The following is a 13,860-nucleotide window of genomic DNA, read 5'->3' on the forward strand; positions in this document are numbered from 1 at the left end:
TCAGCCGTCCTTCTTCAGCACACCGTCCGCCGACATCATGGCGTAGAGCATTCCTTCACGCAGGCCGCGATCGGCAACCCGAAGCTGATCCGTAGGCCAGACCCGCAGTAACGTTTGCAAAATCGCAGCACCAGATAGGACAAGATCAGCCCGGTCCAGCCCGATGCCCAGCTGGCCGATCTTGCCATGGAATTCACTGCCCAGAAATCCGTCGATAACGGCGTTGATCTCATCCCCGGACAGGCGCATCCCATCGACCACAGTCCGATCATAGCGGGTCAGTCCCAAATGGGCGGCCCCAACCGTTGTGACCGTGCCGCTCGTCCCGATCATCTGGAAACTGGAGAGGTAGTCAGGCAGTTCCGCATCCATATAAGGCGTGAACTCCGCCATTTGTTCCTCGAAATACCAGCTCATCAGCGCGAACCGTGATCGGTTGTCGACCACATCGGCAAAGCGTTCATGCAGCGTCGCGACGCCAAGCGGCACACTGATCCAGTCTACAACCTTCAGTCCGCCAGACGCGGCTTCAGGGTCTGTGCCCCGGCGCCGGGCAAGCCGCATCTTCATGATGGCGCGGCGACGCTCTTCGGGTGCCACCTCCCCGATATCGAGCCAGACCAGCTCCGTCGATCCGCCACCGATGTCGATGACCAGCACCTGTGCAGCGTCAGGGTCCACCAGCGGCGCACAGGAAATCACGGCCAGCCGCGCTTCCTCCGCCGGATCGATCAAGTCAAGTTTGAGGCCCGTCTGACGGGTCACCTGACGCAGGAAGGCGTCGCCATTCCGCGCACGCCGACAGGCCTCTGTCGCCACCAGCCGCACACGTTTCACATTGTGCCGCCGGATTTTCGAGGCGCAGACCTGCAAGGCAGACAACGTCCGCCCAATCGCCGCATCGCTCAGCGCACCGGATCGCTCCAGATCCTTGCCAAGTTTCACAGATTTCGAGAACGCATCGACGATCTGAAAGCTGCCCTCATGGGGCGCCGCGATCAGCATACGGCAGGAATTCGTGCCCAGATCCAGCGCGGCATAGAGCTTGCGTCCCCCCGACTGAGGCCGACCGCCACGCGGTGCGCCCTTGCGGGGCGAGGTATTCCTCTGCGGGCGCATCTGCGGGGCTACTCCAGTCAACGCGAGCTCGGGCCGGTAGGGCGGTGAGCCTTTCAATTTGATTTATCTCTTGCACGACGTAGCTGCAAGTGTAGCGCGCGGCGGATTGCCACGGCCAAGATGGCGGAGTTGATGGATTTCTTGTTGAAAATCAGAACGCTTCTGGTGGGTTTTTGGCTCACTTTGCTCACCACCCTGCCCGTTCACGCCCAACAGGACGGACCGCCGGGAACCTGGCGGCAGATCGACAGCCTGAATGCAGGGCTGCCCCAGCCTGAGGAACAGATCCGCCATGCTTCGCCGCGCGAATTGCTCGAAACCTTCCTCGATCTGACCGAGCACAGACAGTTCGCCGATGCCGCCCACCTGCTGAACCTCAATCAGCTGTCAGACGAAGATCAGCGCAGACTTGGCCCGGTGCTTTCCGCACAGCTTGCCTCCGTCATTGAGCGTCAGGTCTGGATTTCATGGCCGCAATTCTCGGCCCGCCCAGATGCGCTGGTAGAGGCAGCCTCCGGCGATCACCCACTTGCAGGCCAGCCGCGCCGGGATGTGGAGGTCGATGCCTTCGAAGTCGACAACCGCGCCCGCGACATTCGCATCGAACGTGTCCGGGTCAGTGACACCGATCCGGTCTGGGTTTTCACCGAACGCACAGTCGTCAACACCCCTGCCCTGTTCGATGCCTACGGCCCCCGATGGTTTGAAGACTATCTCCCGAACCAACTCGACAACAAAATACTCGGCCTGAAGCTGTGGGAATGGATCGGCCTGCCCATCATCCTGCTCTTGGCTGGCATAGTGGGCTGGCTGATCTACAAATCCTGCAGCCGCGTGGGAAGCTCCATTCATGAAGGCGTCGTGTCATGGCTGTTTAGCCGTGCAGCCGTTCCCCTGGCCATCGTCGGTGGTGCGGCGACCATCCAGATTCTGCTCGGCAACTTCGTATCGCTGTCAGGCCCGTCCAATACAATCATCCAACCCGCCCTTATCATCGCGATGGTCACTGGCGTGGCGCTTGCGATCCTCAGGGCAATTGACGGAGTGCTCGACAAGATCACCGAACGCTATGTGGGCGAGATTGACGACGCAGAAAGCTCCGACGAGCGCAAACTCTACACCTCGATCTACGCCGTCAGACGGATTGTGGTCCTGATCACCGTAGCCATTGCGATCGGTCTGGTCCTGATGGAAATGAACCTCTTTGCGACCCTCGGCCTGTCATTGCTGGCCTCCGCGGGCGTGGTCACGGTGGTGCTGGGCATCGCCGGCCAGACCGTATTGGGCAATATCCTCGCCTCCCTTCAGATCGCACTGGCCAAGCCCGTGCGCATTGGCGACGCCATTCACTATGAGGGGGACTGGGCCTATGTCGAAGCCATCTTCTATACCTTTATCCGCCTGCGCACATGGGACGACCGCCGATTAGTCGTTCCGGTGCAGTATTTTGTGTCCCACCCCTTTGAAAACTGGTCCATGCAAGACGCGCGTATGGTGCGAACGTTCACCCTGCTGCTCGATCACATGGCGGATGTCGATGTTCTGAGACAGGAATTCCAGCGTGTCGCCAGCGCCGATGAAGACGTCATCGAGGAAGGCAAGATCAAAACGCTCGTGCTGGGCCATCGCGAAGCCGGACAGGAAATCACGTTCTACGCAATGGCCGCCGATCCCTCGACGGCATGGGACATGCATGCGCGCCTGCGCGAGACAATGATCCGGTTTGTCCGCGAAAACCATCCCGACTGGTGGCCCCGCGAACGTGTGGCAGAGATGGAGGACACAAAAGGTAAGTCAATGCAGGGTTTCGGATGATCCGAACGCCTCCGGCGGGGATATTTTAGGGAAAAAGAAAGACTTGGCGCCATAGATGAGCGTGCGGAACAGGCGGGGACGCCGATGGCCGTGGATGAAGAAAGACCCCGGACCGTGAAAGTAGCGGACCGGGGCGCCTTCTTTATCCTGAAAATATCCCCGCCGGAGGCATAGGCCCGCTCTTACGCGGCGCCACCCGCTACGGCTTGCATGTCATTTGCTTCCAGCCCCAGGGCCGCGCAGATGTCCCATGTCAGGTCAGGATCGTTGAGCGTGTAGAAGTGCAAGTGATCGACACCCGCCTCCATCATGTCGGTCGCCTGCTCAGCGGCGATGGCGACGGCCAATAGCTTCGCCTCCGCTTCCGTCTGCGCATTCCCAAACGCGGCCTTCATCCACTCAGGGATCCCGGCCCCGCAACGGGCGGCAAAGCCTTGCATCTTCGCGAAGTTCTCCACGGGCAGAATGCCCGGAAGGATCGGTTGCGCAATGCCAGCATCCGCACAGGCATCGCGGAACCGCAGGAATGTATCGGTCTCAAAACAGAATTGGCAGATCGCCCGCTGGGCCCCCGCATCGAACTTCCGTTTGAGATTGTCTATGTCAGCGCTGACAGATGCCGCTTCTGGATGAACCTCGGGATAGGCCGCAACGGTGATGTCGTAATCGCCGTCGCGCATCAGCCCCTCTACCAGTTCGGCTGCCGACCCGTACCCGTCAGGATGGGCAACAAACCTATCGGCGCCCTTGGGGGGATCGCCACGCAGCGCGACGATCCGTTTCACGCCCATGCGGCGAAATCCGCGCGCGACGTCCAGTGTCTCGGACCGCGTGGCATCCACGCAGGTCAAATGCGCGGCAACCTGCAGGCGCGCCCGCTCTTTGATCGTTGCTATGGCCGCACGCGTCCGGTCGCGCGTCGTGCCACCTGCCCCATAAGTGACCGATACGAAATCCGGGCCGAGCGGGGCCAAACGCTCCACCGAAGACCACAGACGCATATTCGCCGCCGGACTGTGCGGGGGGAAAAACTCGAAACTCAAATGCGGCCGGGCCATCGTCGGAATCATCCTTAAAGCAACTGTTGTAAATGGAGATAGAGCACTATATCCGACACTTCCAGCGCCAAATGCGACGCATAGCTATGCAAACCGGCATAGCCATGTGTCGGCTTTGGAAGATGCCGCGTCGGTGAGACGCATGTTCGCCCTCAAAGGTTCCGCCACAACGGTGGAACGATCAGAAAAGGACGCAAACCGATGCCCGACGTAACCATTGTTTACTGGCGTGACATTCCCGCGCAGGTGATTGTGGGCAAGGGTCGTCGTGGTGCCAAGATGCCCCTGCCCGAACGTTTCGAGCAGGCCATCGACCGCGCGGCGATGAAGACCGGTGCGGCGGGCAGTGATGACTACCTCAATGGCTTTCGCAAGGCGGAACCCTATGCGGTGGACGGCGACCAGGCAGAAATCGCAGCGGCTGAGGCCGCACGCATTGATGCCGAGTATGACAAGGACCGCATCCTGGAATTGATCGCCAATGATGGATGGGCCGCAACAGCGTGAGCCCCACTGGCTGGAGAGATGCGATGAGCAACATTCTTTCTTTCGGACGGCGCAAACCCACCGCAACCGCCCCACGCGATGCGTCGGTTGCCTCGTTCCTCGACGGCTTTTCCATCGAGGTGATGCCGCGCACGGCCGAAAAGGTTGAGGATTTCCGTGCAATCCTGCCCCAGGGAACCCGCGTCTATATCGCCCATATCGAAGGCACCCCGATTGAGGAGATGGTCGCGACGGCGAAGCGGATCACGGATGAGGGCTTCTCGGTGATGCCCCACTTCCCGGCCCGGATCATCAAAGATGCAGCCACGCTTGAGGACTGGATCCAACGCTATGGCGATGTGGGCGTGCATCAGGCGCTGCTGCTCGCCGGGGGTGTCACCAATCCACATGGCGATTTTTCCGACTCCATGCAGCTTTTGGGCACCGGGCTCTTCGACAAATATGACTTCACCCGCCTTCATGTCGGCGGCCACCCCGAGGGCAATAAGGACATTGATCCCGATGGGTCTGATGCCAACGTCTCCGCCGCATTGCGCTGGAAGCAAAGCTTTTCCGAGCGGACGGACGCGCAGATGGCCATCGCCACGCAGTTCTGCTTTGAGGCACAGCCTGTCATTGATTGGGCCAACCGGTTGAAGGCCGAGGGCATCGACCTGCCGATCCATATAGGCATCGCGGGGCCTGCGAAATTGCAGACGCTCATCAAGTTCTCGCTCGCTTGCGGCGTCGGCCCATCGCTGCGCGTCTTGCAACGCCGCGCAGCCGATTTGACCAAGCTCGTTCTGCCGTTCACGCCAGAGGAGATTCTGACCGATCTGGCCCGCCATAAGGCCGCAAACCCCGATTTTGGGATCGAGTCCGTTCACTTCTTCCCACTGGGCGGCATTAAGAAAACTGCCGAGTTCACCAATGAGTTCGGGGCGCAAACCCCGACCGCAGCCAACGCCTAATCAACAGGAATCCGACCCCATGACGCGCACCATCGTCGAATCCAAGACCAAGACCGCAATCATCGGCTTTGACCAGCCGTTCTGCGTCATTGGGGAGCGGATCAACCCAACCGGCCGCAAAAAGCTCGCAGCAGAGCTTGAGGCCGGTGATTTCACCACCGTTGAGAAAGACGCGCTGGAGCAGGTCGCCTGCGGCGCGACCATGCTCGACGTCAACTCTGGCGCCGTCTTTACAAACAAAATGGCCGAAGACCCCCGCTATGCCGACAATAACTTTGTCGAGCCCATGCTGATGCCCGAACTGATCAAACGCGTTCAGGCCCTTGTCGATGTGCCGCTCTGCATCGATTCCTCCGTACCAGGTGCGCTCGAAAACGGGCTTGAGGCCTGTGAGGGTCGGCCCCTGCTGAACTCCGTCACCGGTGAGGAAGAGCGGCTCGAATCAATCCTGCCGCTGGTCAAAAAGTACAACGTGCCAGTCGTCGCAATCTCGAACGATGACACGGGTATCTCAGAAGATCCCGAAGTGCGCTTTGCCGTGGCCAAGAAGATCGTTGAGCGTGCTGCCGATCATGGCATTCCGGCCCATGACATCGTCGTGGACCCGCTGGTCATGCCGATCGGCGCGATGGCGACCGCGGGCCTTCAGGTCTTTGCGCTCGTGCGCCGCTTGCGTGACGAGTTGGGCGTAAACACAACCTGCGGGGCGTCCAACGTCTCGTTCGGTCTGCCAAATCGCCACGGCATCAATGGGGCGTTCCTGCCCATGGCCATCGCCTCCGGCATGACCTCGGCCATCATGAACCCGGTTCGCCCGCAAGAGATGGAGGCGATCCGCGCCGCCAACTTCCTGATGAACAACGACCCGCACGGCTCGGAATGGATCCGCACGAACAAGCCGAAACCGGTTGAGGGAGAAGCTCCGGCAGGCGCACGCGCCGGGCGTGAGGGCCGCCGCCGTCGTCGCGCCAGCTGATCCTTGCCGACACCAGAACACCAAAAAGGGGCGCCCGGATCAGGCGCCCCTTTCGTTTGCACGAATGTGAGCTTTTTGATCTGGCTGCGCCCAAAGCGCTGAACAGATGCCAGTATCCACAGCCCGCAGGTCTTAGCCGTCAGAGACCCCTGCTTCGGCAAAGGTCGCCATACCGGAATGACAAGCAAGCGCGGCCTTCACAATCTGGATCGCGAGGGCGGCACCGGAGCCTTCGCCCAGGCGCAGGCCCAGATCCAGAAGCGGCGCCTTACCCATCGCATCAAGCATGGCCCGATGCGCCCCTTCAGCGCTCAGATGTCCGGCGACACAGTGATCCAGCGCAGTCTCATGCGCCTGATGCAGCACCAGAGCCGCAGCGCTACAAATAAAGCCGTCAAGAATGACCGGCATCCGTTCGGCCCGCGCACGCAACATTGCACCTGCCATTGCCGCGATCTCGCGCCCTCCAAATGTCGCAAGTACATCCAGCGGCGCTGTGACCGCGTGCTTGGCGATCGCAGCGTCAATCACGCCTGCCTTGTGCCGAACTCCTGCATCGTCGAGGCCGGTGCCCCGTCCGGCCCACTCCGCGCCGGAGCCGCCCAACAGCGCCGCCGCAATTGCAGCAGCAGCCGTGGTGTTGCCGATCCCCATTTCTCCGACCACCAAAAGGTCCGAGCTTGCGTCGACAGCCTCCCACCCCATCTGCATCGCAGACAGGCATTCAGCCTGGCTCATCGCCGGGTCTTGTGAAAAGTCTGCGGTTGGGTTGTCGAGATCAAGCGCCACGACGCTCATCTGCGCGCCCGCAAGATCGCTCAATTGATTGATCGCCGCGCCGCCCGCTTCGAAATTGCCAACCATCTGATGCGTGACTTCTGCCGGAAAGGCAGAGATGCCCTGTGCACAAACACCGTGATTGCCCGCAAATACGATGACCTGGGGAGAAGAAACCCGCGGCGCAGCCTCCCCGCGCCACCCGGCATACCAGGATGCAATATCCTCCAGCCGTCCAAGGGCACCGGGCGGCTTGGTCAAAACGGCGTCCCGCGCTTTTGCGGCGGCAATCGCTTCCCCGTCTGCATCGGGCAGCTTGGCCATAAAGGCGGTCAGGTCGGCAAAGCTTTGGGCTGGAAAGCGCATATCGGCTCCCTCTCTTGGCGGGTCTCGTTCCCTCCGGCATAAGGGAGGCATGCGCCCGGCACAACGGGCCAGACGACACCGAAAGGCCCGATATCGACATGACGCAACGACCTGACCTTGAGGTCCATGACATCGCGGCGGCAATCTCTTTCCTCACCCGTCTCCCGGTTCCAGTGGATCACACGCGGGCCGGCGCGCGCGCGCTTCAGGCCGCATGGGCCTGGCCCCTTGTCGGGGCCTTGCTGGGGGCCATCGCCGGGGGCGTTGGTGCGCTGGCGATGCAGATCATCTCTCCGACGCTTGCCGCTGGATTAACGCTCGGGCTGCTGGTCCTTGCAACGGGCGCTCTGCACGAGGATGGACTGGCCGACTGCGCCGACGGGCTGGGCAGTGGAGCAGCCAAAGAGCGCGCACTTGAAATCATGAAGGACAGCCGCGTCGGCGCGTTCGGCGCCGCGGCATTGATCGTCGCAATCGGCCTGCGCTGGCAGGCCCTCGCCGATTTCGGGGAGAGAGAGCTGATCTTGGGCGCAATGGCGACCGGCGCGCTGTCACGGGCGGCCATGTTGCTTGCGATGTGGCAAGTACCCCCCGCCAATACAGGCGGCCTATCGGCACGGGCGGGGCAACCGAAGGGGCGCACTGTGCTGATCGTCGCCATCTTCGCATTTCTCGCGATCAGTCCACTGGGTGCGCCCGGTTATCTGGCGGCCTGCCTTGCCCTGATTGCCGCATGGATACCCTTGCGCGTGGCCAAGCGAAAGCTAGGTGGACAGACCGGCGATGTCTTGGGGATGGTCCAGCAAGTCACAGAGATCTCGATGTTAATTGCATTGACCGCCGTACTCTGACCGCCCTCACTTCCGTTTGAGCCGCCAAACGAAAAAGGCCCCGGCGCAATTGCCGAGGCCCCAAACATCATCGTGATCTGAGGCGGATCAGGCGGCCGCCGCACGCGCTGCCAACACGCCTTCGATCTTGGACTGGGATGCACCTTCTTCAGCGCCATCAACCGCCGCAACTTCGCGCGTCAAACGCTCCAACGCGGCTTCGTAAAGCTGGCGCTCTGAATAGGACTGCTCACGCTGATCGTCGTTGCGGTGCAGGTCGCGCACGACTTCGGCAATCGAGATCAGATCACCGGAATTGATTTTCTGCTCATATTCCTGAGCGCGACGCGACCACATCGCCTTTTTCACACGTGCACGGCCCTTCAGGGTCGTCAGCGCCTTCTCCACCACATCAGGAGAGGACAGAGACCGCATGCCAACGCTGGTGGCCTTCGCCGTCGGAACCCGCAAGGTCATCTTGTCCTTTTCAAACGCGATGACGAAAAGCTCCATCTGAATACCCGCGACTTCCTGCTCCTCGATGGAGACGATCTTACCCACGCCATGCGCCGGGTAGACGATGAAATCATCTGGGCGGAACTCGTTGCCGGTCTTCTTGCTCATTTACTATATCACCCTCTCAACTGCGCTGCCGTGGTGCCATGCGGGGTGTTTCAAGAGACAAAAACACCCCGTCAGCGAAATGCTGTCGAAGGGCTCTCAAACACGTGGCAAGGCGACCAGACGGGCGGAAAACCACTTCCCCCGAGCGGTCAGATCGCTTGTATGACAGATATATAGCAAAGAATCGCACAAGTTTCAATCACATGGGCTGATTCCTGCCCACATGAGTTCACTTCCGCCACGATTTCAACCGATGGTTGCAGCTTGCGCCACCGCGCGTCAACCACCCTCGCCCGGCTTTTCGGAGAACAGCTCCATCTTGCCCGGTTTGCCGTCCATCTCTTCCGCACCCGGCAGCGGGTCCTTCTTGGTGATGATGACCGGCCATTCCAGCGAGTACTTACGGTTGAACTCGACCCATTTCTCCATATCCGGTTCAGTATCCGGGCGGATGGCGTCTGCTGGGCACTCCGGCTCACAGACACCGCAATCAATGCACTCATCCGGGTGGATGACCAGCATGTTCTCGCCTTCGTAGAAACAATCGACCGGGCACACCTCGACGCAGTCGGTGTATTTGCAGGCGATGCAGCTGTCGTTGACGATGTAAGTCATGGGGCAGGTCCTCGGGACATAGGCGTTGGCGATGATCTACCGAGGCACCGTGCAACGCGCAAGGGGGCCTGCCTCGCAAATGCGCGAGGTGATGCGCCTAGTCTTCGCGTGACAGCGCATCCAGCGCCCGACTGTCCTTTTTGGTGGGCCGTCCGCCAACCCGCTCTGCCTCAATCCGGCGTGGTTCAGAAACGGGGGGATCGAGATCGGTGTACAGCGCCTGCGCTTCAGGGGCCGGGCCACGACGCTCTCCCAAAGCTTCGACGCGGATCAGACGGATGTGCCTGTCCTTGGCGAAGGTCAGTGTATCTCCAACCCGAACGGCACTTGACGGCTTCGACACCCGCTGCCCGTTGATCCGGCAGCCTGACACCTGCACCGTCTTTGCCGCCAAGGTTCGTGTCTTGAAAAAACGCGCATGCCACAGCCACTTATCGACCCGCAGGCTGGGTGCAACCTCGGTCATGCGGTGATCTCTCCCGCAACTGGGGTCATCATTGCATCGCGCAACATGTCGCCGCGCAATCCGCGATCAAGCAACCAGCCCAGTTTGGTGACCGCCGCCGGTGTCGTCATGTCGTTGCACGGGATCAGACCCAAAGCACCAACGCTCGCACCGGTCGCATAGGTCTGGGCTGCAACAGCGCCTGCCCCGCATTGCGTGGTCACCGCGATTTCCATGCCTTGCGACCTCAGATCCGCAAGTCCTTCATAAAGCGACGTGCCCGGCCCCGGCATATTGCCAGAGCCGAATGCCTCAACCACCAGTCCCGGCATGCCGCTGAACCCGGCAACAACCCGCGCGTCACATCCAGGGTAAAGCCGTAGCACACCAACCTGCTCAAACCCGCCACCGCCCTCCTGATCGGGCGGGATCTGGCTTGCCTTTGACCAGGCGACATCCCCAAAATTGGGCGATGAAAACGCCGTGTCGTCTTGCGCATGCACCTTGATCGCGCGATTTCCGCGCATCACGGCCCCTCCGAAGGCCAACAAGACTTCGGTGCTTTTGGTCGAGGCCGCCACACGCAGCGCAAGCTTCAAATTGGAAAGCGCGTCGCTGTCCGCCTGCTGCAAGGGCCGCTGGGAGCCGGTAAAAATGACCGGAACGTCCACATCGAGTAGCAAAAAAGACAGCGCCGAGGCTGAAAAAGCCATCGTGTCGGTGCCGTGCAACACGACAATCGCGTCAAAATCGGCGGCAATCTCGCGCACCTGCCGGCCCAGAACCAGCCAATCCGCGCGATCCATGACGCTGGAGTCGAGCAGGTCCGGCGTTTCAAACCATGTCACGTCCGCCTGCGGCAGAGCGGCACGGAAGGCGCGTTCGAATGTCGGGTCCGGCCGCAAGCCATCTGCGCCCGGCACCATGCCAATCGTTCCCCCGGTATAGAGAACGGCAGTCCTGTTCATCCGTCTTTGTTTTTCAGCGCCATCAGCGCCGCAAATGGATTGTCGGGATCGACCTTCTTTTCAGCCTTGGGCGGCCGCGCGGAATGCGTCTGCGGTTTGCCGCCGCCCTTGCCCCCTTTGCCGTCAGGCTTCCGCCCACGCGGCTTGCCCTTGCCTTGCGGTCGATCAGAGCGACCTGCATCTTTGCGCGGACCACGGTGGTTTTGATTGTTCCGTCCACGCGGCGCCCACGTGAAGGTGTAGAAAACCTCCATCTCCGGGGCCGCATCCGCGACGGGGGCGTCAGCCGGGGCTGCATCCGCAGGAACCGCATCTGCAACGGCCTCTGCACTCTCCTCAACCGGCGCCTCGACAACCTCCGCTGCGGGGTCGAGCGCATCTGCCGGTTTGTCCTGGGACTGAGCCTCCGGCACGGGGGCGACGGCCTTGACCTTCTCGCGCTCGCCCTTCTCGGCCTTATATCCAAGCCCCTCCATCAGATTGGCGAACTGATCCAGCGTAAGACCGGTGATAGACAGCATGTCAGCATTGGCCTCAAAGCCGCCGCGCGTATCCTTGTCACGGATCATATCCGCCAGGCGTTCAACCATGTCGATGCGGATCGCCCGTTCACCCGCCAGACGATAGCCCGCCATCCCATAATAGCCCTGCGGTGCGTCTTTGACGGCTGGCACAGTCACCAACCCGGGCGGCGGTGCCTCTGGAAATTCATCCAACCCATTGGCCAACGACCACAGCACAAGCCGCAGCCGTGTCGGCGCGGGTTTCAACAGCAAGGGCTGGAACAGTGTGAACTGACCAAAGCGCACGCCATGTTTGCGCAACAGCGCCCGCGCATCCTGATCCAGCGACTTGACGTCTTGAGCCACGGGACCACGCGGCAACACGCCCATCCCCTCGACCATCTGATAGGCAACGCCCTTTGCAAGCCCCGTCAACGCCTCGTCATCGCGCAGCGCGATCAGCGGCTCAAACAGCGCGGCAACGCGCCGGTCCAGCCAATGGCCAAGACGACGCTTGACCTTCTCGGCCACATCCGCACCGGCTTCGTCATCCACAAAGACCTCGATTTGCGGAGACAGCGCATCGGCGCCTTTCGTCAGCTTGCCAACAGCATGCTCACCCCACATCAGGCCACCTTGTTCGGTGACGTCGATCTCCTTATCGGGCGCATTGTAAAAGCGGTCGGAGGCCAGATTGTATTGCGGCTGCAAAGCAGCGAGTGCGGCAGACCGCAATGTCTTTGCCTCCTGCTCACTCGCGTTTTGATCCAGCTGGAAACGGAAGCCCGACAGACGGCCCACGAATTGGCCTTCGACTGTCACTTCACCTTTTTCGTTCACTTCGGCCACAAGGCCCTCCTTCTGCTTCAATCGCCGCATCAAAACCGATGTGCGCCGATCGACAAATCGTTGGGTCAGGGCTGCGTGCAGCGCATCTGACAGGCGGTCTTCTACAGCACGTGTCTCGTCTCGCCAATGGTCAGCATCTTCCAGCCAACCCTTTCTTTGCGCGATGTAAGTCCAGGTTCTGACAAATGCGAGACGTTTTGATAACGCGTCGATGTCGCCCTCGGTCTTGTCGATACGGCGCACCCGGTCCCCGATCCAGGTTGAAGGGATCACCCCGCCCTCTGCCAGAAAGCTGTGAATGCGCCCGACAAGTGAGGCATGCTCGGCCGGGGCGACTTTTCGGAAATCGGGGATCTGACACACATCCCACAACAAACGCACCTCGGGCCCCTGACGCACCTTGTCCTGAATGTCCGGCATGGCCCAAAGCGCGCGCAGCGTGATCATATCATCCGCCTCCCGCGCGCGCTGAAGGTCGGGATGCTCCGGTGACTGCTCAAGCGACTGCAAAAGCGCCGGGACCGTACCGAAACTCAGACGGGACGATCGCCACTGCAACTTCTTGATGGGTGCAAAGCGATGCTCTTCGATGGCGTCGACCACCTCGGGATCGAGCGGATGCGCCTCACCAGTCACGCCAAACGTGCCATCATTGGTATGGCGGCCCGCCCGGCCCGCAATCTGGGCCAACTCGTTCGGCATTAATTCCCGCGTACGGCGGCCGTCAAATTTCGCCGTACCGGCAAAAGCCACATGATTGACGTCGAGGTTCAGCCCCATGCCAATCGCATCGGTCGCGACCAGATGATCCACATCACCGTTCTGATAGAGCTCGACCTGCGCGTTCCGCGTCCGCGGGCTCAATGCCCCCATGACAACCGCCGCCCCGCCCTTCTGACGGCGCAACAGTTCCGCCATCGCATAGACCCCATCGACGGAAAAGCCGACAATGGCAGAACGTGGCGGCATCCGACTGGTCTTGCGCGAACCTGAATAGGTCAGTTTCGAAAACCGCTCCCGGCGCACGAACCGCGCCTCTGGGATCAGGTTACGGATCCGCTCCCGCATCGTCTCCGCGCCCAGAAACAGCGTTTCGCTTGTGCCACGCGCATTCAGCAACCTGTCCGTAAAGGTATACCCACGGTCCGGATCAGCGCAGAGCTGGATTTCATCCACCGCCAGAAAATCCGCCGCCATATCGGGCATCGCTTCAACCGTGCAGACCCAATAGCAGGCACGCGGCGGCACAATCCGCTCCTCCCCCGTGACAAGTGCCACAACCGAGGGCCCGCGTGCCGCGACGATGCGGTCGTAGACTTCGCGCGCCAACAAACGCAACGGAAAGCCCATAATCCCCGTGCGATGCGCCAACATTCGTTCGATGGCATAATGTGTCTTGCCGGTATTGGTCGGGCCCAGAACGGCCGTGACAGTGCGGTCGCGGCTCATGGCCACCCC

General features: G+C 61.1%; 13 protein-coding genes. 5 read left to right on the plus strand and 8 right to left on the minus strand.

The window, feature by feature from the left end; genetic code table 11:
- Positions 1-1,119 carry a Ppx/GppA phosphatase family protein gene (locus POI8812_RS09990; RefSeq protein ID WP_108782390.1) on the minus strand — a complete coding sequence of 373 codons (1,119 nt, stop codon included), beginning with the start codon at positions 1,117-1,119 and terminating at the stop codon, positions 1-3.
- Between the two features lie 144 nt (positions 1,120-1,263).
- On the opposite strand from POI8812_RS09990, the gene POI8812_RS09995 reads away from it, so the two are divergent.
- Positions 1,264-2,934, plus strand: a complete 1,671-nt coding sequence (locus POI8812_RS09995; protein ID WP_162844994.1) for a mechanosensitive ion channel family protein — start codon at positions 1,264-1,266, stop codon at positions 2,932-2,934.
- Between the two features lie 182 nt (positions 2,935-3,116).
- Here POI8812_RS09995 and metF read toward each other — a convergent pair whose 3' ends face one another.
- A complete protein-coding gene (gene metF, locus POI8812_RS10000; protein WP_108782392.1) occupies positions 3,117-3,992 on the minus strand; it encodes a methylenetetrahydrofolate reductase [NAD(P)H] in 876 nt (291 codons plus the stop codon).
- 201 nt (positions 3,993-4,193) lie between these two features.
- Between metF and POI8812_RS10005 the strand changes: the two genes are divergently transcribed.
- The 3 genes from POI8812_RS10005 to POI8812_RS10015 are packed head-to-tail and all read left to right on the plus strand — an operon-like array spanning position 4,194 to position 6,425.
- A complete protein-coding gene (locus tag POI8812_RS10005; RefSeq protein ID WP_108782393.1) occupies positions 4,194-4,499 on the plus strand; it encodes a virulence factor in 306 nt (101 codons plus the stop codon).
- A gap of 23 nt (positions 4,500-4,522) precedes the next feature.
- Positions 4,523-5,449, plus strand: coding sequence for a methylenetetrahydrofolate reductase (locus POI8812_RS10010; protein ID WP_108782394.1), 927 nt, complete (start codon positions 4,523-4,525; stop codon positions 5,447-5,449).
- A gap of 19 nt (positions 5,450-5,468) precedes the next feature.
- Complete coding sequence (locus tag POI8812_RS10015; RefSeq protein ID WP_108782395.1) at positions 5,469-6,425, plus strand: methyltetrahydrofolate cobalamin methyltransferase; 957 nt, start codon at positions 5,469-5,471, stop codon at positions 6,423-6,425.
- Positions 6,426-6,557: 132 nt separating this feature from the next.
- Here POI8812_RS10015 and cobT read toward each other — a convergent pair whose 3' ends face one another.
- Positions 6,558-7,568 (minus strand): nicotinate-nucleotide--dimethylbenzimidazole phosphoribosyltransferase, encoded by a 1,011-nt coding sequence (cobT, locus tag POI8812_RS10020; protein WP_108782396.1) that lies wholly within the window; start codon positions 7,566-7,568, stop codon positions 6,558-6,560.
- Positions 7,569-7,666: 98 nt separating this feature from the next.
- Here cobT and cobS point away from each other — a divergent pair, with 98 nt between their 5' ends.
- The gene (gene cobS / locus POI8812_RS10025; RefSeq protein WP_108782397.1) at positions 7,667-8,419 is read left to right on the plus strand and encodes an adenosylcobinamide-GDP ribazoletransferase; all 753 of its coding nucleotides are present in this window, start codon (positions 7,667-7,669) and stop codon (positions 8,417-8,419) included.
- An 87-nt stretch (positions 8,420-8,506) separates the two neighbouring features.
- On the opposite strand, the gene POI8812_RS10030 is transcribed toward cobS, so the two are convergent.
- The 5 genes from POI8812_RS10030 to POI8812_RS10050 form a co-directional block, all read right to left on the minus strand.
- Complete coding sequence (locus POI8812_RS10030) at positions 8,507-9,022, minus strand: CarD family transcriptional regulator (protein WP_108782398.1); 516 nt, start codon at positions 9,020-9,022, stop codon at positions 8,507-8,509.
- 279 nt (positions 9,023-9,301) lie between these two features.
- Positions 9,302-9,637 carry a ferredoxin FdxA gene (gene fdxA, locus POI8812_RS10035; protein WP_108782399.1) on the minus strand — a complete coding sequence of 112 codons (336 nt, stop codon included), beginning with the start codon at positions 9,635-9,637 and terminating at the stop codon, positions 9,302-9,304.
- Positions 9,638-9,734: 97 nt separating this feature from the next.
- Positions 9,735-10,103, minus strand: a complete 369-nt coding sequence (locus POI8812_RS10040; RefSeq protein WP_108782400.1) for an RNA-binding S4 domain-containing protein — start codon at positions 10,101-10,103, stop codon at positions 9,735-9,737.
- On the minus strand, positions 10,100-11,050 hold the full coding sequence (locus tag POI8812_RS10045) for an asparaginase (protein ID WP_108782401.1): 951 nt from the start codon (positions 11,048-11,050) through the stop codon (positions 10,100-10,102). Before POI8812_RS10045 ends, POI8812_RS10040 begins: the two co-directional genes overlap by 4 nt.
- Complete coding sequence (locus POI8812_RS10050; protein ID WP_108782402.1) at positions 11,047-13,851, minus strand: helicase-related protein; 2,805 nt, start codon at positions 13,849-13,851, stop codon at positions 11,047-11,049. Before POI8812_RS10050 ends, POI8812_RS10045 begins: the two co-directional genes overlap by 4 nt.
- Positions 13,852-13,860 lie beyond the last annotated feature (9 nt).

The sequence above is a fragment of the Pontivivens insulae genome, from assembly GCF_900302495.1.
GTDB lineage: Bacteria > Pseudomonadota > Alphaproteobacteria > Rhodobacterales > Rhodobacteraceae > Pontivivens > Pontivivens insulae.

What these genes read in the sequence shown, in the direction of transcription:
- cobS (WP_108782397.1), top strand. Translation starts at nt 7,667, where the DNA reads ATGACGCAACGACCTGACCTTGAGGTCCATGACATCGCGGCGGCAATC.
- POI8812_RS10050 (WP_108782402.1), bottom strand. Translation starts at nt 13,851, where the DNA reads ATGAGCCGCGACCGCACTGTCACGGCCGTTCTGGGCCCGACCAATACC.
- metF (WP_108782392.1), bottom strand. Translation starts at nt 3,992, where the DNA reads ATGGCCCGGCCGCATTTGAGTTTCGAGTTTTTCCCCCCGCACAGTCCG.
- POI8812_RS10010 (WP_108782394.1), top strand. Translation starts at nt 4,523, where the DNA reads ATGAGCAACATTCTTTCTTTCGGACGGCGCAAACCCACCGCAACCGCC.
- fdxA (WP_108782399.1), bottom strand. Translation starts at nt 9,637, where the DNA reads ATGACTTACATCGTCAACGACAGCTGCATCGCCTGCAAATACACCGAC.
- POI8812_RS10045 (WP_108782401.1), bottom strand. Translation starts at nt 11,050, where the DNA reads ATGAACAGGACTGCCGTTCTCTATACCGGGGGAACGATTGGCATGGTG.
- POI8812_RS10005 (WP_108782393.1), top strand. Translation starts at nt 4,194, where the DNA reads ATGCCCGACGTAACCATTGTTTACTGGCGTGACATTCCCGCGCAGGTG.
- POI8812_RS10015 (WP_108782395.1), top strand. Translation starts at nt 5,469, where the DNA reads ATGACGCGCACCATCGTCGAATCCAAGACCAAGACCGCAATCATCGGC.
- POI8812_RS10030 (WP_108782398.1), bottom strand. Translation starts at nt 9,022, where the DNA reads ATGAGCAAGAAGACCGGCAACGAGTTCCGCCCAGATGATTTCATCGTC.
- POI8812_RS09990 (WP_108782390.1), bottom strand. Translation starts at nt 1,119, where the DNA reads ATGCGCCCGCAGAGGAATACCTCGCCCCGCAAGGGCGCACCGCGTGGC.
- POI8812_RS10040 (WP_108782400.1), bottom strand. Translation starts at nt 10,103, where the DNA reads ATGACCGAGGTTGCACCCAGCCTGCGGGTCGATAAGTGGCTGTGGCAT.
- cobT (WP_108782396.1), bottom strand. Translation starts at nt 7,568, where the DNA reads ATGCGCTTTCCAGCCCAAAGCTTTGCCGACCTGACCGCCTTTATGGCC.